At 72.8% G+C, this 17,181-nt stretch carries 17 protein-coding genes and 1 pseudogene; 14 read left to right on the top strand and 4 right to left on the bottom strand.

Annotated elements, in window-relative coordinates; all coding sequences use genetic code 11:
- Positions 1 to 117 precede the first annotated feature (117 nt).
- The 4 genes from ACTOQ1_RS02540 (at position 118) to ACTOQ1_RS02525 (ending at position 3,811) form a co-directional block, all read left to right on the top strand.
- Positions 118 to 846 carry a thioesterase II family protein gene (locus ACTOQ1_RS02540; RefSeq protein ID WP_440064112.1) on the top strand — a complete coding sequence of 243 codons (729 nt, stop codon included), beginning with the start codon at positions 118 to 120 and terminating at the stop codon, positions 844 to 846.
- A 197-nt stretch (positions 847 to 1,043) separates the two neighbouring features.
- Positions 1,044 to 1,952: a carbamate kinase gene (locus ACTOQ1_RS02535; RefSeq protein WP_440064111.1), complete on the top strand. Its 909-nt coding sequence runs from the start codon at positions 1,044 to 1,046 to the stop codon at positions 1,950 to 1,952.
- A gap of 27 nt (positions 1,953 to 1,979) precedes the next feature.
- Positions 1,980 to 3,071, top strand: coding sequence for a ring-opening amidohydrolase (locus tag ACTOQ1_RS02530; protein WP_440064110.1), 1,092 nt, complete (start codon positions 1,980 to 1,982; stop codon positions 3,069 to 3,071).
- Positions 3,072 to 3,247: 176 nt separating this feature from the next.
- A complete protein-coding gene (locus ACTOQ1_RS02525) occupies positions 3,248 to 3,811 on the top strand; it encodes an SseB family protein (protein WP_440064108.1) in 564 nt (187 codons plus the stop codon).
- On the opposite strand, the gene ACTOQ1_RS02520 is transcribed toward ACTOQ1_RS02525, so the two are convergent.
- Both ACTOQ1_RS02520 and ACTOQ1_RS02515 read right to left on the bottom strand, forming a co-directional pair.
- Positions 3,732 to 4,010: a hypothetical protein gene (locus tag ACTOQ1_RS02520; RefSeq protein WP_440064789.1), complete on the bottom strand. Its 279-nt coding sequence runs from the start codon at positions 4,008 to 4,010 to the stop codon at positions 3,732 to 3,734. The two genes, ACTOQ1_RS02525 and ACTOQ1_RS02520, sit on opposite strands and share 80 nt — an antisense overlap.
- Before the next feature lie 81 nt (positions 4,011 to 4,091).
- Positions 4,092 to 5,284, bottom strand: a pseudogene (locus ACTOQ1_RS02515) (RNA-guided endonuclease InsQ/TnpB family protein); the annotation flags it as partial.
- A 157-nt stretch (positions 5,285 to 5,441) separates the two neighbouring features.
- On the opposite strand from ACTOQ1_RS02515, the gene ACTOQ1_RS02510 reads away from it, so the two are divergent.
- From ACTOQ1_RS02510 to aroQ, 5 genes are all read left to right on the top strand, one after another.
- Positions 5,442 to 6,155: a prepilin peptidase gene (locus ACTOQ1_RS02510; protein WP_440064107.1), complete on the top strand. Its 714-nt coding sequence runs from the start codon at positions 5,442 to 5,444 to the stop codon at positions 6,153 to 6,155.
- 141 nt (positions 6,156 to 6,296) lie between these two features.
- The gene (aroC, locus tag ACTOQ1_RS02505) at positions 6,297 to 7,475 is read left to right on the top strand and encodes a chorismate synthase (RefSeq protein WP_440064106.1); all 1,179 of its coding nucleotides are present in this window, start codon (positions 6,297 to 6,299) and stop codon (positions 7,473 to 7,475) included.
- A gap of 64 nt (positions 7,476 to 7,539) precedes the next feature.
- The gene (locus tag ACTOQ1_RS02500) at positions 7,540 to 8,043 is read left to right on the top strand and encodes a shikimate kinase (RefSeq protein WP_440064105.1); all 504 of its coding nucleotides are present in this window, start codon (positions 7,540 to 7,542) and stop codon (positions 8,041 to 8,043) included.
- Positions 8,040 to 9,116: a 3-dehydroquinate synthase gene (gene aroB, locus ACTOQ1_RS02495; RefSeq protein ID WP_440064104.1), complete on the top strand. Its 1,077-nt coding sequence runs from the start codon at positions 8,040 to 8,042 to the stop codon at positions 9,114 to 9,116. Before ACTOQ1_RS02500 ends, aroB begins: the two co-directional genes overlap by 4 nt.
- A 189-nt stretch (positions 9,117 to 9,305) precedes the next feature.
- Complete coding sequence (aroQ, locus tag ACTOQ1_RS02490) at positions 9,306 to 9,740, top strand: type II 3-dehydroquinate dehydratase (protein WP_440064761.1); 435 nt, start codon at positions 9,306 to 9,308, stop codon at positions 9,738 to 9,740.
- 190 nt (positions 9,741 to 9,930) lie between these two features.
- Here aroQ and ACTOQ1_RS02485 read toward each other — a convergent pair whose 3' ends face one another.
- The gene (locus ACTOQ1_RS02485; protein ID WP_440064102.1) at positions 9,931 to 12,018 is read right to left on the bottom strand and encodes an ATP-dependent DNA helicase; all 2,088 of its coding nucleotides are present in this window, start codon (positions 12,016 to 12,018) and stop codon (positions 9,931 to 9,933) included.
- 265 nt (positions 12,019 to 12,283) lie between these two features.
- On the opposite strand from ACTOQ1_RS02485, the gene ACTOQ1_RS02480 reads away from it, so the two are divergent.
- Together ACTOQ1_RS02480 and ACTOQ1_RS02475 are read left to right on the top strand one after the other, a co-directional pair.
- Positions 12,284 to 13,711, top strand: a complete 1,428-nt coding sequence (locus ACTOQ1_RS02480) for a hypothetical protein (protein WP_440064101.1) — start codon at positions 12,284 to 12,286, stop codon at positions 13,709 to 13,711.
- Positions 13,712 to 13,889: 178 nt separating this feature from the next.
- Positions 13,890 to 15,473 (top strand): Na+/H+ antiporter, encoded by a 1,584-nt coding sequence (locus ACTOQ1_RS02475; RefSeq protein WP_440064099.1) that lies wholly within the window; start codon positions 13,890 to 13,892, stop codon positions 15,471 to 15,473.
- Here ACTOQ1_RS02475 and ACTOQ1_RS02470 read toward each other — a convergent pair.
- The gene (locus tag ACTOQ1_RS02470) at positions 15,470 to 15,727 is read right to left on the bottom strand and encodes a ubiquitin carboxyl-terminal hydrolase 14 (protein WP_440064097.1); all 258 of its coding nucleotides are present in this window, start codon (positions 15,725 to 15,727) and stop codon (positions 15,470 to 15,472) included. The genes ACTOQ1_RS02475 and ACTOQ1_RS02470 overlap by 4 nt on opposite strands.
- A 200-nt stretch (positions 15,728 to 15,927) precedes the next feature.
- On the opposite strand from ACTOQ1_RS02470, the gene ACTOQ1_RS02465 reads away from it, so the two are divergent.
- The 3 genes from ACTOQ1_RS02465 (at position 15,928) to ACTOQ1_RS02455 (ending at position 17,171) form a co-directional block, all read left to right on the top strand.
- Complete coding sequence (locus ACTOQ1_RS02465) at positions 15,928 to 16,329, top strand: hypothetical protein (RefSeq protein ID WP_440064096.1); 402 nt, start codon at positions 15,928 to 15,930, stop codon at positions 16,327 to 16,329.
- Between the two features lie 160 nt (positions 16,330 to 16,489).
- Entirely contained in the window at positions 16,490 to 16,831 is a 342-nt protein-coding gene (locus ACTOQ1_RS02460; RefSeq protein WP_440064095.1) for a YidH family protein, read from the top strand.
- A gap of 7 nt (positions 16,832 to 16,838) precedes the next feature.
- A complete protein-coding gene (locus ACTOQ1_RS02455; protein ID WP_440064093.1) occupies positions 16,839 to 17,171 on the top strand; it encodes a DUF202 domain-containing protein in 333 nt (110 codons plus the stop codon).
- The last annotated feature ends 10 nt before the right edge of the window (positions 17,172 to 17,181 follow it).

Raw genomic sequence — 17,181 nt, 5'->3', positions numbered from 1 at the left:
CCCGGCGCCATCCGCGATCATCCGGTCGCCCGCGGCATGCGAACATGGTGGATCCCGGGCCCGTCGCGGAGATCGCGGCGCCTTCCAGAGAGGACACGCGGTGAGCGGGAACGTCGAATGAGCTGGTTGCGCTGTGCCTTCCCCCGTCCGGGGGCGACCACGAGGCTGTTCTGCTTCACGCACGCGGGAGGGTCGGCCACCGCCTACCGCGCGTGGTCCGAGCTGCTGCCCGCGTCCGTCGAGCTGCACGCGACGCAGCTGCCCGGCAGGGCCGACCGGTTCGACGAGCCGCCGCCGGACGACATGGACACACTGGCCGACGAGGTGACCGGGTCGATGCTGCCGTTGCTGGACAGGCGTTTCGCGCTGTTCGGGCACAGCATGGGGGCGATGCTCGCCTACGAGGTCACGCGTCGCCTCGAAACCAGGGGAATCACCCCGGCGCGGCTGTTCGTGTCCGGCGCGAGAGCGCCGCACGACCCCCGCGACAGGCCTCCGATCTCGGAGTACGACGACGACCGCTTCGTGGCCGAGCTGACGAAGCTCGGCGGCACCGAGGTGGAGATCCTGTCCCACCGGGCGATGCGCGAGATCGTCCTGCCCTACGTCCGCGCGGACTTCCGGCTGGTCGAGGCCTACCGTCACCGTCCCGGACCTCCGCTGCTCACCCCGATCTCCGCCTTCGTCAGCGACGCCGACCCGGTGGTCACCCCGGTCCAGGCCAAGTCGTGGGAGGCCCGCACGAGCTCCGACTTCTCCCTGACGGTCTTCCCCGGCGACCACTTCTACCTGCAGCCGCAGCGTGCGCCGGTGGTCGAGAGGATGACCAGGACGCTCCTGGGGTGAGCGGGCGTCCCGCGATGGGGGCAGGGGAACGCCCCGATACGGGCTCCGGATGGTAGGAGCCGTACCGGCTCCGGGTCATGTCCGCCGCCGCGAGGCCCGCGGAAACCAGCCGGTTGGCTGGTTGTGCCGAAGGAAGGGTGCCCCTTGGGCAATGAGTGCCCATGAGGTGGGGCGGGGAGGCCGTTAGCGTCGGCCAGGTGGGTGAACGAGTACTGATCGCGCTCGGCGGCAACGCGATGACCGGGCCCGACGGCGGCGCCTCGCCGGGCGACCAGCACCGCGCGGTCGAGCAGGCCGTGCGCCACGTCGTCGCGCTCATCGAGGACGGCCACCAGGTGACCCTCACCCACGGCAACGGCCCCCAGGTCGGCAACCTGATCCTGAAGAACCAGCTCGCCGCCCACGTCGTGCCCCCGGTGCCGCTCGACTGGTGCGGGGCGCAGACGCAGGCCACCATCGGCACCCTCATCCTCAACGCGCTCGACGGCCGCGCCGCGGTCGTGGTCACCCGTACGCTCGTCGACCCCGCCGACCCGGCCTTCCAGGACCCCGTGAAGCCGATCGGCCGCTACTTCAGCGAGGCGGAGGCGCGCCGCTTCGAGGACCTCGGCCAGACCTGGCGCCGGTTCGAGCGCGGCTGGCGCCGCGTGGTGGCCTCCCCCGAGCCGCTGGAGATCCTCGACGCGCCCGCGGTGGCCGCGCTGGTGGCCGCGGGATTCACCGTCGTGGCCGCGGGCGGCGGCGGCGTGCCCGTGACCCGCGACGACGAGGGGCGGCTGGCCGGGGTCGAGGCCGTGATCGACAAGGACCTGGCCGCCGCCGTGCTCGCCCGGGCCGTGCGGGCCACGGTCCTGGTCATCGCGACCGACGTACCCCAGGCCGTCGTCGGGTTCGGCACGCCCCGGGCCCGGCCCCTGGGCCACGTCACCGCGGCCGAGCTGCGCGTGCTGCACTCCGCAGGGCACTTCGCCGGGGGCAGCATGGGCCCGAAGGTCGAGGCCGCGCTGCGCTTCGTCGAGCAGGGCGGCGACCGGTCGGTGATCACCTCCCTAGAGGACATGGGAGCGGCGCTCACCGGGGAGACCGGCACCGTGGTGCGAAAGTGAACATGACGCGATCGAAAGGTGGCAGGGATGCCCGAACCCATTGAAGTGCGCAAGGTCCCCATCGAGAGCGTGACCGACGCCTCCGGGCTCGCCCGGCTCATCGACGACGGGGTGATCGAGGCGCACCGGGTGCTCGCGGTGATCGGCAAGACCGAGGGCAACGGCGGCGTGAACGACTACACCCGCATCCTGGCCGACACGGCCTTCCGCGGGGTGCTCGCGGCCAAGGGGCACCCGTCCCCCGAGAGCGTGCCGCTGGTGTGGTCGGGCGGGACCGACGGCGTGCTCAGCCCGCACGCCACGATCTTCGCCACCACCGCGAACGCCGAGCCGAACGACGAGCCGAGGGTCAGCGTCGGCATCGCGATGAGCGACGTGATCCTGCCCGAGGACATCGGCCGCCCCGCGATGGTGGAGAAGGTCGCCGCCGGGGTCCGCGAGGCCATGAAGCTCGCCGGGATCGACGACCCCGCCGACGTCCACTACGTCCAGACCAAGACCCCGCTGCTCACGCTGTCCACGATCAACGACGCCAAGTCGCGCGGCAAGGACGTGGTGATCGAGGACACCGGCCCGTCGATGGACATCTCCAACTCCACCACCGCGCTCGGCATCGCCGTCGCCCTCGGCGAGATCGAGATGCCCGCCGCCGACCAGATCCACCGCGACCTGTCGCTCTACTCCTCCGTCGCGTCGTGCTCCTCGGGCGTCGAGCTGGACCGGGCCCAGATCGTGGTCGTCGGCAACGTACGGGGGATCGGCGGCCGTTACCGGATCGGCCACTCGGTGATGAAGGACGCGCTGGACGCCGACGGCATCTGGGAGGCCATCCGCTCCAGCGGCATCGAGCTGCCCGAGCGCCCCCACCCGTCCGACCTGGGCGACCGGCTCGTCAACGTCTTCATGAAGTGCGAGGCCGACCCGTCGGGCAGCGTGCGGGGCCGCCGCAACATCATGCTCGACGACTCCGACGTGCACTGGCACCGCCAGATCAAGGCCACCGTGGGCGGCGTCGCGGCCAGCGTCACCGGAGACCCGGCCGTGTTCGTCTCGGTCGCGGCGGTCCACCAGGGACCGAGCGGCGGGGGGCCGGTGGCCGCCATCGCCGACCTCGGCTGACGGGCGGCACGCGCCCCTGACGGGCCGGCACGCTCTCCGGCCCGTGCCGCACCCCGGCATGAGCCCCTGACGGACCGGGCACCCGCCCCGGCCCGCGCCCCACCCCGGCACGGGCCGGGGCGCGTGCGGGCGGGGCGTTCGTCCTCCCGTCCCGGCCGCGGGTAGGCTCCCGGTTCGTGCCGAGCATTCCGCAGCCCCTGGTCCCCGGCGACGACGGCGCCGCCGACGCCGCCGTGACATCCGCGCTCGCGGCCTTCGCCGCGGGAAGGGCGCAGGCCGGCGAGGTCGTCGCCGCGCTGAGCGGGGCCCGGCTGCTCGTGCCGGTGGTCGCCCTGCTGAAGGAGTCGGAGATCGGCGAGCACGGGCTGCGGCAGGAGAAGGAGAGCGAGATGGCTCTCCCCAAGCTCGTCGGCGCGGACGGCCGCGAGGCGGTGCTCGCCTTCACCGGGATGGAGCCGCTGCGGCGCTGGCGCCCCGACGCCAGGCCCATCCAGGCCACGATCCTCCAGGTCTGCCAGGCGGCGGTGCACGAGGACGCCGCGGCCGTGGTGATGGACGTCGCGGGCCCGGTGCCCTTCGTGATCGAGGGCGGTCTCCTGCGGGCGCTCGCCGCGGTCGAGTCGGGCACCCTCGACCGGCTGGGGACCGAGGCCCCCGACGTCACCGTGGCGCGGATCGAAGAGATCGACGAGCCTCCCAGGCGTCGGCGGTTCGGTTGGCCGCCGCGTGGACGAGGTTGACCGTCAGGATCGCCGGGGCGATCACGGCGACGAACCCGCCGAAGTCGCGCTCGAAGACCAGGGCGAGGATCACGGCCGTCACCCCGTTCTGCTGGGCCAGCCCCAGATGCACCCGGTCGATCATCGGCAGGCCGCGGGTGAGCACCAGCGCGGCGACCATCTGCGCGGCGTACGCGGCCAGCCCGAGCAGCACGCCCATGCCCATGTTCGTATGGCCCCGCGCTCCACGTCGAGGACCGTGCGGTTGACTTCCTCCCCTCGTGAACGAGGGGATTCCCGCGGTCACCCGTGAGATTTCCTGCTTCACTGCCGGTCGCCCGCCCGAGAGGGCTCTCGTTGAGGTCTTACACCGGCTCCACAGGCGTTTCACCTCTCCGCCAGCCCGGCGGCGAGGATGTTCTTCGCGGCGTTGACATCCCGGTCGTGGACCGCGCTGCAGGCGCAGGTCCACTCCCGGACACCGAGCGGCATCCCGCTCTGCGACGCCCCGCACGCCGAGCACAGCCTGGAGGAGGGAAACCAGCGGTTCACGACCAGCAACTCCCGCCCGTACCACCGTGCCTTGTACTCCAGCATCGACCGCATCTGACGCCAGGAGGCATCACAGATCGCGCGGGCCAGACTGTGGCGCTTGACCAGGTTGCGCACGGTCAGGTCCTCCACGGCGATCACTTGGTTCTCGCGAACAAGCCGTGTGGTGACCTTGTGCAGGTGATCCCTTCTCCGATCGGCGATCCGGGCATACACCTTGGCGACCTTGAGTTTCGCCTTGGCCCGGTTCGCCGACCCCTTGTCCTTGCGGGCGAGGTTGCGCTGAGCCGTGGCGAGTTTGCGCCGGTCGGCCCGCTCGTGCCGAGGGTTGACGATCTTCTCTCCACTCGAAAGCGTCGCCAGCGCGGTGATACCCGCATCCACCCCGACCATCTCCGGCCTCGGCTCCAGCGGGGCGATCGCCTCCTCGCACAGGATCGAGGCGAACCAGCGGTCGGCGGCGTCCTTGCTCACGGTCACCGCGGACGGCTTCGCCCCTTCGGGCAGCGGCCGCGACCACACGATGTCCAGCGGGCCGGTCATCTTCGCCAGGGTGATCTGCCCGCTGCGGTAGGTGAACGCCGAGCGGGTGTACTCGGCGCTGAGCCGGGACTTCTTGCGGGACTTGAACGTCGGGTATCGAGCCCGTTTGGCGAAGAAGTTCGTGAACGCCGTCTGCAGGTGGCGCAGCGCCTGCTGCAGGGGCACCGACGAGACCTCGTTCAAGAACGCGAGATTGTCGGTTTTCTTCCACGCCGTCAACGTTGCCGACGACTGCGCGTAGGAGACCTTCCGGCCCTCCAAGGTGTAGGCGCGGGTGCGCTCGTGGAGGGCTTTGTTGTAGACCAGGCGCACGCAGCCGAACGTCCGGGCAAGCTCGTTGGCCTGCTCGGGGGTCGGATAGAAGCGATACTTGTAGGCCCGCTTCACGATCTGCGCCATGTTTCACACGATACAAAAAGATCAGTTAAGGATCTCGTGTTTCGATAGAGCGGTCCGGCTGACAGCGTGGCGTCCACCCTGCTTTGCTCCGCAGGGACCTGGTTCCTCCCCCGCCTGGAGGCGGGGGTTCCCTCGGAGGTATCTGATGAGCCCCCCAGTGACCCTTCTGCCCCTCTCCGCGACGGCGGCTCTGGCGGGGCTCGCGATCGGGTTCGGGACGCGGCGCCTGGTGGCCCGTTATTCGAGGGCCGAGGAGGACTCGGGGGCAGAGGGGGAGCGGTACGGCTCCTGGCCCGCGGCCGGGGCGGTGGAGGGGGTCACCGCGGCGGTGCTGGCCGCCCTCGCGCTGCGGGCGCTGTGGCCGGACGCGGCGGCGGGAGCGCCGGGGGCGGGGGGCACGCCGGCCGGCAGGGCGGGGGAGCTGCTCGCCTTCGGCTGGCTGGCGGTGGTCGCCGTCGCCCTGTCCTTCGTCGACGCCGCCGTCCACCGATTGCCCGACCGGCTCACTCTCGCCGCCTACCTGGGGACCGCCGCCCCGCTGGCCGTGCCGGCCCTCGCCGACGGCCGCCTCGGGGACCTGCTCGGCGCCGGGCTGGGCGGTCTCGCCCTGGCGGGCTTCTACCTGGTGCTGTTCCTGGTCAACCCGGCGGGGATGGGGCTGGGCGACGTCAAGTTCGCGGCGAGCCTGGGCACCGCCCTCGGCTGGCTGGGCTGGGACACCCTGGTCGCCGGGGCCTTCCTCGGGCTCCTGGCCGGAGGGCTCTACGGGGCCGCCCTGATGGCCGCGCGCCGCGCCGGCCGCAAGAGCGAGATCCCCTTCGGCCCCTTCATGGCCGTCGGCGCCCTCGCCGCCGTCCTCACCGCCCTGTGACCGGACCTCCCCCGGACCTCCCCCGGACCGCCCCCGGACCACCCGCCCCGGTTCCGGCCTCCGGCGTGACGATCACCGGCGGATGTCTCAACCGGTGAACGGAGGCCATTCCAGTGGGCGACACGTGGAAGACTTGTCACCATGTTGCGCTGGTTGACCGCCGGAGAGTCCCACGGCCCCGAGCTCGTCGCGATCCTGGAAGGCCTGCCCGCCGGGGTGGAGGTGACCACGGCACAGCTGGACGAGGCGCTGCGCCGTCGCCGCCTCGGCTACGGCCGCGGCGCGCGGATGAAGTTCGAGCAGGACGTCGTGACCATCGCGGGCGGGGTCCGCCACGGCCGGACGCTCGGCAGCCCCGTGGCCATCCGGGTGGGCAACACCGAGTGGCCCAAGTGGGAGACGGTCATGGCCGCCGACCCCGTCGACCCGGCCGTGCTGGAGGGCCAGGCGCGCAACGCGCCGCGCTCGCGCCCCCGTCCCGGCCACGCCGACCTCGCCGGGATGCAGAAGTACGGCTTCGACGACGCCCGCCCGGTGCTCGACCGGGCCAGTGCCCGCGAGACCGCCGCCCGCGTCGCGCTCGGCCAGGTGGCGCGGAGCTTCCTCAAGCAGGCCCTCGGCGTCGACATCGTCAGCCACGTCGTCTCGATCGGCGGAGCGGCCGGCACCCGGGGCGTCGTCCCCGGCCCCGGCGACCTGGAGGCGGTCGACGCCGACCCGGTGCGCTGCGCCGACCCCGAAGGCAGCGCGGCCATGGTCGCCGAGATCGACAAGGCGCACAAGGACGGCGACACCCTGGGCGGCGTCGTCGAGGTGATCGCCTACGGCCTGCCGCCGGGCCTGGGCAGCTACACCCACTGGGACCGCCGCCTCGACGCCCGCCTCGCGGCAGGCCTGATGGGCATCCAGGCGATCAAGGGCGTCGGTGTCGGCGACGGGTTCGAGACGGCCCGCCGCCCCGGTTCCCTCGCCCACGACGAGATCGAGAACACCGCCGACGGCGTACGCCGGATGACCAACCGGGCCGGCGGCGTCGAGGGCGGCATGACCAACGGCGAGCCGCTGCGCGTCAGCGCGGCGATGAAGCCGATCTCCACCGTCCCCAGGGCGCTGGCCACCGTCGACGTGCTGACCGGCGAGGCCGCCAAGGCCCACCACGAGCGCTCCGACGTGTGCGCGGTCCCGGCGGCCGCGATCGTCGCCGAGGCGATGGTCGCGCTGATCCTGGCCGACGCGGCGATCGAGAAGTTCGGCGGCGACTCCGTCGAGGAGGTCGCCCGCAACCTGTCCGGCTACCTCTCCTCGTTGGTGATCAAGTGAGCGGGCGTCCGGGCGAGGGCGCTCCCGGTGCCCCGGTGAGCGGGCCGGCGTCGAAGGAGAGCGGATGAGTCCCCGAGCAGTGCTGATCGGTCCTCCGGGATCGGGCAAGTCGACCGTCGGGAAGCTCCTGGCCGAGCGGCTCGGGGTCGCCTTCCGCGACACCGACGCCGACGTGGAGCGCACGGCGGGCAAGCCGGTGAGCGACGTCTTCATCGAGGACGGCGAGGAGCGCTTCCGCGAGCTGGAGGCCGACGCCGTACGGCTGGCGCTGGCCGAGCACGACGGCGTGCTCTCCCTGGGCGGCGGCGCGATCCTCGCCGAGGCCACCCGCGAGCTGCTGGCCGGGCAGCCGGTGGTCTACCTGGAGGTCGGCCTCTCCAACGCCGTCCAGCGGGTGGGCCTGGCCTCGGCGCGGCCGCTGCTCGTGCTGAACCCGCGCAGCCAGCTGAAGAAGCTGATGGACGCCCGGCGGCCCCTCTACGAGGGGCTGGCCACGATCGTCGTGGCGACCGACGAGCGCGAGCCCGGCCAGCTCGTCGACGAGATCGTGGAGGGCCTGAAGCCGTGACGATCTCCAGGATCGCGGTCCCCGGCGAGAGCCCGTACGACGTGGTGGTCGGCACCGGGGTGCTCGGCGAGCTGCCCGGCCTGCTCGGCGCGGGGGTGAGCACCGTCGCGGTGATCCACCCGGAGAGTCTGCCGGAGATCGCCCGCCCGGTCTGCGGCGCCATCGAGGCTGCCGGGTACGAGGTCGTCGCGCTGCCGGTGCCCGACGCCGAGCGCGCCAAGACGGTCGAGGTGGTCGCGGGGCTGTGGTCCGCCTTCGGCCGCGCGGGCGTCACCCGCTCCGACGCCGTGGTCGGCGTCGGCGGGGGAGCCACCACCGACCTGGCGGGGTTCGCCGCCGCCACCTGGCTGCGCGGCGTCAAGGTCGTGCAGGTGCCGACCACCCTGCTCGGCATGGTCGACGCGGCGGTGGGCGGCAAGACCGGCATCAACACCCCCGAGGGCAAGAACCTGGTCGGGTCCTTCCACCCGCCCGCCGGGGTGCTGTGCGACCTGGCGACGCTGGTCTCGGTGCCCCGCGACGACTACGTGGGCGGCCTCGCGGAGATCGTCAAGGGGGGGTTCATCGCCGACCCGCGGATCCTCGCGCTCATCGAGGACGACCCGGAGGGTGCCAGGCTCCCCGAGGGGCGGCACACCCGGGAGCTGATCGAGCGGAAGATCCAGATCAAGGCCGACGTCGTCGGAGCCGACCTGCGCGAGGGCGGCCTGCGGGAGATCCTCAACTACGGCCACACGCTGGCGCACGCCATCGAGCGCGTCGAGGGATACCGGATGCGCCACGGCGAGGCCGTCGCGATCGGCATGGTCTACGCCGCCGAGCTGTCCCGCCTGGACGGCAGGATCGGCGCCGGCCTCGTGGAGCGGACCAGGTCCATCCTGACCTCGGTCGGGCTGCCCACCGCCTACCGCCGCGAGGCCTGGCCGGAACTGCGCGACCACATGCGTCTCGACAAGAAGAGCCGCGGCGCCAAGCTGCGCTTCGTCCTCCTGGACGACCTGGCGAAGGTGTCCCCGCTGGTCGACCCGCCGGAGGAGCTCCTCGAGGCCGCCTACCACGAGGTCGCCCGGTGAGCCTCGCGTCCCCGGGCCGGTACGCCTCCGGGAGGGCGGGCGTGCCCGGCGGCCCGGGAGCGTCCGCGCGGCGGGGGCCGGGCCCGGGGCGCCGGCGAGGCGCGGCGGGGCCGTGCCGGGTGGCGCGCCGGGTGAGTGACGTCGGCCGCGCGGCAGGCGCGCGGTCATCAAGGAGCGGTGAGTGACCCGATGAGACCCGTCTACGTGCTCAACGGCCCCAACCTGGGGCGGCTCGGCACCCGCGAGCCGGATGTCTACGGCGCGGAGACCTTCGCGGACCTGGCCGCGCTCTGCCGGGACACCGGCAGGGAGCTCGGACTGTCGGTCGACGTCCGGCAGACCGACGACGAGGCCGAGATGCTGGGCTGGCTGCACGAGGCGGCCGACGGCCGGATCCCCGTGGTGCTGAACCCGGCGGCGTTCACCCACTACTCCTACGCGCTGCGCGACGCCATCGCCCAGCGCACCGCGCCCCTGGTCGAGGTGCACATCAGCAACCCGGCCGCCCGCGAGGAGTTCCGGCACAACTCGGTGGTCGCCGCCGTGGCGACCGGCACCATCGCGGGCTTCGGCCTGAGGTCGTACGTGCTGGCCCTGCACGCCATCGCCGAGACCACCTCCTGAGCCCACGCCCCCGAATCCGAGCCCGTGCCTCCAAGAGCCGAGCCCACGCCCCGGGAACCGCGCCCGCGTCCCCGAGACGCCTCAGGATCCGCGCCGGACCCCGGACCCGATCCGCGCGAGCTTTCGCCCACGGACCCGCGCGGGACATCCCGGCATCGGGTGTCCCGCGCGCGGCCGTCGGCCGTCGGCCTCAGGAGTCGCTGAGGCGCTTGAGGGCGCTGCGGACCTTCGCCGGGTCGTTGGTGGGCCAGAAGGGCGGCAGGGAGTCGCGCAGGAACCCGGCGTAGCGGGCCGTCGCCAGCCGGGGGTCGAGCACCGCGACCACACCCTTGTCGTGCTGGCTGCGCAGCAGGCGGCCCGCGCCCTGGGCGAGGAGCAGCGCGGCGTGGGTGGCGGCGACCGACATGAACCCGTTGCCGCCCTTGGCGGCGACGTGGCGCTGGCGGGCGGAGCTGAGCGGGTCGTCCGGGCGGGGGAAGGGGATGCGGTCGATGATGACCAGGCGCAGCGAGGGGCCGGGGACGTCGACGCCCTGCCAGAGCGACAGCGTGCCGAACAGGCAGGTCGGCTCGTCGTCGGCGAACTGCTTGACCAGCAGCATCGTGGAGTCGTCACCCTGGCAGAGCAGCGGCACGCTCAGCCGGTCGCGCAACGCCTCGGTGGCCGCCTTGGCGGCGCGCATCGAGGAGAACAGGCCGAGGGTACGGCCCCCCGCGGCCTCGATCAGCTCGGTGATCTCCTCGAGGTAGGCCTCGGGCAGGCCGTCGCGGCCCGGCTGGGGCAGGTGCTTGGCGACGTAGAGGATGCCGCTGCGCGGATGGTCGAAGGGAGAACCGACGTCGATGCCGGCCCACCCGGCTCTGCCTTTACCGCCCTTGCCGCCCTTGCCGTCTTTCTCCTCTTTTCCTTCCGCCCCGTCTACCGGGGGTTCCGCGGCGCCCTTGCCGCCGCCCAGGCCCCACTGGCGGGCCAGGCCGTCGAAGGCGCCGCCCAGGGCGAGCGTGGCCGAGGTCAGGATGACCGTGCGGTCGCCGAAGAGCTTGTCGCGGAGCATGCCCGCCACCGTCAGCGGCGCCACCCGCAGCAGGGGCGGGCGCCGGTCGGTGCCCGCCTCCAGCCAGACCACCTCGGCGCGGTCGACCTCCTCGGCGTGGCCGAAGGCGTCGAGCATGCGCTGCGCGGTGTCGTGGACCTCGTCCAGCGAGGTGAAGGCCGCCCTGCGCAGCCCCGCGCCCTCCGGGTCGTCCTTGTCGCCGTTGCGCGGGCCGAGGGCCGTTATGCACGCCCACGCCGCGTCGCGGACCAGGGCGAGCGTCATCCCGAGCACCTGGGGAAGCTCGTCGAGGCGCCCGGCGGGAGCGGCGGCCAGCAGGGCCTTGAGGTCCTCGCCGCTCTCCATGAGCCGGTCGGCGAGGTGCTGCTCGATGAGCTTGCCGACCCGCCGCGCGGCCACGGTGACCATCGTCTCCGACAGCTCGCCGCTGACCACGGAGGTGACGCGGTCGACCAGCTCGTGGGCCTCGTCGACCACGACGACCTCGTGCTCGGGCAGGAGCGGGAAGTCCTCCATCGCGTCGATCGCGAGCAGCGCGTGGTTGGTCACGACCACGTCGGACTCGCCGGCACGGGCGCGGGCCAGCTCGGCGAAGCACTCGGTGCCGCTCGGGCAGCGGGTGGCCCCCAGGCACTCCCTGGCACTGACCGAGAACTGCCGCCAGGCCTGCTCGTTGACGCCGGGGACGAGCTCGTCGCGGTCGCCGGTCTCGGTCTCGTTCGCCCACTCCTGGATGCGCTGGACCATCCGGCCCGTCGCGTTGACCTCCCGGGGGTCGAAGAGCTGGTCCTGCTCCTCGTCGGGCCACCCCGCGCTCGCCTTGTAGCGGCACAGGTAGTTGCGGCGGCCCTTGAGGATCGCGAACGCCGGCTCGTGCGGCAGCTGCGGGGCGAGCGCCTTGGCGAGGCGCGGCAGGTCGCGGTCGACGAGCTGACGCTGGAGGGCGATGGTGGCGGTGGAGACGACCACGGCGCCCTTGGAGGTCATCGCGTGCCTGATCGAGGGGATCAGGTAGGCGAGCGACTTGCCGGTGCCCGTGCCCGCCTGCACGGCCAGGTGGTCGCCCGACTCGATCGCGTGCTGCACCGCCCTCACCATGGTGATCTGGCCGGGGCGCTCGACCCCGCCCACCGCCTCGACGGCGGTGCTCAGCAAATCCTCAACCGGGGGAATATCCACCTTTGAGGAGACGTCTTCGGATGGGGCGATGGAGTCGGTCGGCACGACAGCCAACCGTACCCGTTCGGCCCGACAGTCGCGGCTGCTCCGGCGAGTCGCGGCGTGGACGCATACCCGTATTCCGGAACCCGAGGTTCACCCCACATGGCAAACTGGCGGGATCACCCGGCTCATCAATCCTCGTAAGGTCAAGGGAAGGTCTACCGTTCTGGTGCCGCTGGGGCGGAAGATAGGGATGCAAAGACCGGTTCGGTAGGGTTTCCCGAGGTCGAGTGGACGAATAAAGGCTGGTTAAAGCACTATGTCCTCCATGTCGGAAGTTGTCCCGTTGCCGTCGTTCGGCGAGGTGTTCTTTGACGAGCGTGGCCAGGAGCGGGTGCTCCGGGTCACCTGGCACGAAGGCACGCTGGTGCTGAGCCTGTGGCGCGGCGAGATGTGCACCGCGAGTTTCCGCATGCCCATGAGCGACGTGGGGCGCCTGGTCGACACCCTCGACGAGGGCTTCGTCGAGGCCGGTGGGCAGTACCCCGACGAGGTGGGCGAGCCCGTGCACGCCGAGCAGCCCCCGCAGGACGAGCCGCAGGTCTACGGCGAGTATCCCGGCACCGGCCAGTACGCCCGGCCCCGGCCCGAGGACTACGCCCAGCCGCAGCAGTATCCCGACCCGGCGGGCCACCTCCCCTCGGTCCCCTCGCCGCTGGACGAACCCCGCCAGGTCGCCGCCCTCGGCCCGAACGACGTGCTCGTCGCGCGGGGCGTGGTGCCGCCGCCCCTGGACCGGCCCGACCGGATGCCCCCCGGGTACGGCTCCTCCGACGCCGTGCCGCGCGAGAACATGATCGTGAACGACTCCCTGCCCTACGGGCAGCCGCAGCCCGTCGAGCCGCTCGGCGCGGGCCCCGTCCTCGGCGTCCCCGGCGTCCCCGGTGAGCCCGCCTACCAGCTGTCCGGCGACCGCTACCCGCCCGCGCAGCCCCCGTACGGCGCCCAGCAGCCGGACCCGTACGCCGCGCCCGCCCAGCAGCCCGATCCCTACGCCGCCCCGCCCGCCCAGCAGCGGCCCGACCCCTACGCCGGGCCCGCCGACCGGTTCGGCGCCCAGCAGCCCGACCCGTACGGCGTGCCGCCCCAGCCCCGGCCCGTCGACCCGTTCGCGCCCCCGGAGGGCCGGCAGAAGCCGGCCGCCCCGTTCACGCCGCGCCCCGACCAGTTCTTCGGCCAGTTCGCCGACCCCGCCCAGCGGCCGGAGCCCGACCCCTACGGGCAGGGCCAGCAGAACTCGACCGACCCCTTCGGGTTCGCCGCCCAGCAGCAGGCCGCCTACGGGAACGCGCAGGCCGACCAGTACGGCGGCTACCCGCCCCCCTCGCAGCCCGATCCGTACGCGTTCGGCGCCCAGCAGCCCCACCAGTCCCACCAGGCCGGTCACCCGGCCGACCTGCGCGACCTGTACGGCTCGCCGCCCGCCTACCCGCAGCAGGACGTCGACCCGTCCGACCCGCTGGGCCTGCTCGGCCAGGCAGCGCCCGCGGCGCCCGACCAGAGACTGCCCCGCCCCTACGTCCAGGAACCGCCGCACTCCACCGGCGAGAGGCTCCGCCCCGAGCAGCGCTACGACGAGCAGCGCTACGACGACCGCCGCCGCGACGAGCGCCAGTACGACGACGGGCGCCAGTACGAGGGCGGGCGCCGCGAGGGCCGTCGCCGCGACGACCGGGACGAGCACCGCGACTGGTGATCTCCCTCCGGGACCCGGCGCCGCCGCGCCCCGGTCGCGAGCTCGCCGCCGGAGGAGATACCGTGTGGCGTCCGCCGGGTCCGTGGTCCGGCGCCGTGTGGTGGTTTCGGCCGCCCCGGGCGGTTCGCGAGGCGCGCCGGGACGCATAGGCTGATCGATTCCTATCGGGCGGGGTGGCGTGGACGAGTCGACGGTGCTGCAGATGCTGGCCGTGTCGGTCGTCGCGATCGCGGTGGCCGCGGTGGCCAGGCGCAAAGGATGGCCGGCGCCGCTGTTGCTGGTGCTCGCCGGGGTGGTGCTGTCGCCGTTCGTCCCCACCTACGAGCTCGACCCCCAGCTGGTCCTGCTGGTCTTCCTGCCCCCGCTGCTCTACTCGGCGGCGATCGACAGCTCCTACCTGAGGCTCAACGACTTCCGCAGGCCGGTCGCGCTGCTCTCGGTCGGCCTGGTGCTGTTCACCACGCTGGTCATCGGGTGGGTCACCCACCTGCTCCTGCCCCAGCTGCCGCTCGCCGCCGCGTTCGCGCTGGGCGCGATCGTGGCCCCGCCCGACGCGGTCGCCGCCGTCGCCGTGGCCCGCAGGCTCGGGCTGCCCCGCAAGGTGGTCACCATCCTGGTGGGGGAGAGCCTGTTCAACGACGCCACCGCGCTCACCGCCTACCGGGTGGCCATCGCCGCCGCGGTCGGGCAGGGCATCACCTGGCAGCACGCCGCCCTCGACTTCGCCCGCTCCGCGGCGGGCGGCGTGGTGATGGGCCTGGCGCTCGCCTGGGTGCTGGCCTGGGTGCTGGTCCGGCTGCGCGACGCGCTCGTCGAGAACACCGTCATGCTGCTCATCCCCTTCGCCGTCTACCTGGCGGCCGAGAGCGTGCACGTCTCCGGCGTGATCGTCGTGGTGATCGTCGGCCTCTACATCGGCCACCGCATGCCCAGGGCGGGCTTCGGCACCCGGCTGCTGTCCGACGCGGTCTGGAAGGTCCTCGACTTCTTCCTGGAGACGATCGTCTTCGCGCTGATCGGCCTGCAGATGTGGCCGATCATGAGGGGGCTGGAGTGGGGCGACGGGTGGAAGCTCGCCGGGATGGCGCTCACCGTCTTCGCCGCCGCGGTGGTCGCCAGGGTGGTCTGGGTCGTGCCCAGCATCTATTTGCCCCGGATGCTGTCGAAGAAGATCCGCAGGACCGAGACCCACGTGCCGACCTGGCAGAACGTGACCATCGTGAGCTGGGCGGGCATGCGCGGCGTGGTCTCCCTGGCCGCGGCCTTCGCCATCCCGGAGAACTTCCCCGGCCGTGACCTGCTCCTCTTCCTCACCTTCTCGGTGGTGATCGGCACCCTCCTCGTCCAGGGCCTGACGTTCCCGGCGTTGATCCGCAGGCTGAAGGTCTCCAACGAGCAGGAGACCTACACCGACAACCTGGCGGAGGCGGCCGCGCAGCAGGCGGCCGCCACTGCCGCGCTGGCCCGGCTGGACGAGCTGGTGGCGGAAGGTGTCGACGAGCTCCACCGGGAGGTCGTCGACCAGCTCAGGTCCCGCGCCGAGCGCCGTACCCTCACCGCCTGGGAGCGCCTGGGCGGCGGCACGGGGCCGGAGGGGGAGGAGACGCCGAGCAGCGTCTACCGGCGGCTTCGCCGGGAGATGCTGACGGCCGAGCGCGACGTGTTCGTCCGCCTCCGCGACGAGCGGCGCATCGACGACGAGGTGCTCCGCCGGGTCCTCCACGAGATCGACTTCGAAGAGGCCACCCTGGAGCGGGGCTAGCCGATGACGTTGTCCACGTAGCACCAGCGCCAGTCCTCGCCCGGTTCGAAGGAGGCGACGACCGGGTGGCCGTCCTGCGCGAAGTGGGCGGTGGCGTGCTTGCCGGGCGACGAGTCGCAGCAGCCGATGTGCCCGCAGGCCAGGCACCTGCGCAGGTGGACCCAACGGCCGCCCGTCGCCAGGCACTCCTCGCACCCCTGCGGAGTACGCGCGGGCGTGTCCTGGGCCTCCACGATGTGCTCACAGGTTGTCATGGTCTCCCCCTCATGTGACTACAGATGATCGTACGACCATCGCGGCGTCCCGAATCCGCCACCTCCCGCGTTCCGGTTTCGCGATCTTCCCGCGTCCCGGTTCCGCCGTCTCCCCGGCGTTCCGGCCCGCCGTCGGATCGGCGGGTAACGAGCCGGTACGGCGGCGCCTGCCGTGGCGGCCCGTTGGGTAGGGTCTGGGCATGCGACCCCTTCCGCGACGAATTCCCGTCCTCGCCGCCTCTGCGCTGGCCGCCGCCCTCATCACCACCGGCTGCTCCGAGCTCCAGGAGGTGAGCCAGGGCATCGACAAGGCGCAGCAGTGCGTGCAGGCCGCGGGCATCGTCACCGAGACCGCCGCCAAGGTCTCCGGGCTGCTCGACGACCCCGCCGCCATGGAGCAGGCGCTGAACGAGGGCGGCGCCAAGCTGGGCGACCTGGCCGACAAGGCGGCCAACACCTCGCTGAAGGAGGCCGCCGAGGGCGTCTCAGGCACCCTGGAGGGCTTCGACGTCACCGACGCCAACAGCGCCGTCGACGCCGCCCAGAAGGTGGCCACCGACTCGGTGCAGTGGGTCCAGCAGCTGACCAACGCCTGCGGGTAGCCTCCGCAGCCCCGGTGCGGCACAGCTCATCCCGCCGGGGATGGGGGCCCCGCCCGGCGGGGCCGGCCGGAGGTGCCCGCGGGTACCTCCGGAAATCCCGGGTTCTCTAGGGGAAATGTGGTTGAAATACCGTCATTCCTATGAAGCCCCAGGACAGTTCATGAACTCTCCGGACCATGAGCCGGATCCCCGGTTCACCCTTGCCAACGAACGCACGTACCTGACCTGGTTGAGCACGTCGCTCGCGCTGAGCGCGGGCGGCGTGGCCATGGCCGCCGTCTCCTCCGATGTCTTCGTCCCGTGGATGCGCACCGTGCTCGCGGTGGTCCTGGTGTCGCTGTCCGCGCTGGCGGCCGCGATGGCCTATCCCCGCTGGCGCCGCGTCCAGCGGGCCCTGCGCAGCTCCGCCCCGCTCCCGCCCCCCGCCCTCGCACCCCTGTTCGGGTACGGCGTGGCGGCGGTCGCCGTGCTCGCCCTGATCCTCATCCTGCTGTCCCGGTGAGCCCCCGGTGAACAGGCCGTGGGACGCGGGTCTGCAGAACGAGCGGACCCGCCTCGCCTGGGTCCGCACCACCGCCCTGCTGGCCGTCACCAGCCTGGCCGGCGCGGGGGTCGCCCTGCGGGCCGGCACGCCCGCGGTGGCCGTCGTCCCCTTCGTCCCGGCCCTGTTCTGCGCCGTCCTGCTGCTGACCCACACGGGCATCCGCTACCGGCGCGGCCAGGAGGCCCTGCACGGGAGCCGTCCCCTCGACAACCGGGCCGACGCCCTCATCGCCTGGCTCGGTACCCTCGCCGCCGTGGCCGGAGCCTTCGCCTTCGTGCTGGGAAGGTTCGGAAGGTAAAGAAATGCGG

The organism is Streptosporangium sp. OZ121 (assembly GCF_051918885.1).
Taxonomy (GTDB): domain Bacteria; phylum Actinomycetota; class Actinomycetes; order Streptosporangiales; family Streptosporangiaceae; genus Streptosporangium.
Note: the sequence above shows the minus strand (reverse complement) of the source record. Positions and strands in the feature narration are given on the sequence as shown.

What these genes read in the sequence shown, in the direction of transcription:
- ACTOQ1_RS02540 (WP_440064112.1), top strand. Translation starts at nt 118, where the DNA reads ATGAGCTGGTTGCGCTGTGCCTTCCCCCGTCCGGGGGCGACCACGAGG.
- ACTOQ1_RS02530 (WP_440064110.1), top strand. Translation starts at nt 1,980, where the DNA reads ATGCCCGAACCCATTGAAGTGCGCAAGGTCCCCATCGAGAGCGTGACC.
- ACTOQ1_RS02520 (WP_440064789.1), bottom strand. Translation starts at nt 4,010, where the DNA reads ATGGGCGTGCTGCTCGGGCTGGCCGCGTACGCCGCGCAGATGGTCGCC.
- aroC (WP_440064106.1), top strand. Translation starts at nt 6,297, where the DNA reads ATGTTGCGCTGGTTGACCGCCGGAGAGTCCCACGGCCCCGAGCTCGTC.
- ACTOQ1_RS02500 (WP_440064105.1), top strand. Translation starts at nt 7,540, where the DNA reads ATGAGTCCCCGAGCAGTGCTGATCGGTCCTCCGGGATCGGGCAAGTCG.
- aroQ (WP_440064761.1), top strand. Translation starts at nt 9,306, where the DNA reads ATGAGACCCGTCTACGTGCTCAACGGCCCCAACCTGGGGCGGCTCGGC.
- ACTOQ1_RS02480 (WP_440064101.1), top strand. Translation starts at nt 12,284, where the DNA reads ATGTCGGAAGTTGTCCCGTTGCCGTCGTTCGGCGAGGTGTTCTTTGAC.
- ACTOQ1_RS02470 (WP_440064097.1), bottom strand. Translation starts at nt 15,727, where the DNA reads ATGACAACCTGTGAGCACATCGTGGAGGCCCAGGACACGCCCGCGCGT.
- ACTOQ1_RS02465 (WP_440064096.1), top strand. Translation starts at nt 15,928, where the DNA reads ATGCGACCCCTTCCGCGACGAATTCCCGTCCTCGCCGCCTCTGCGCTG.
- ACTOQ1_RS02460 (WP_440064095.1), top strand. Translation starts at nt 16,490, where the DNA reads ATGAACTCTCCGGACCATGAGCCGGATCCCCGGTTCACCCTTGCCAAC.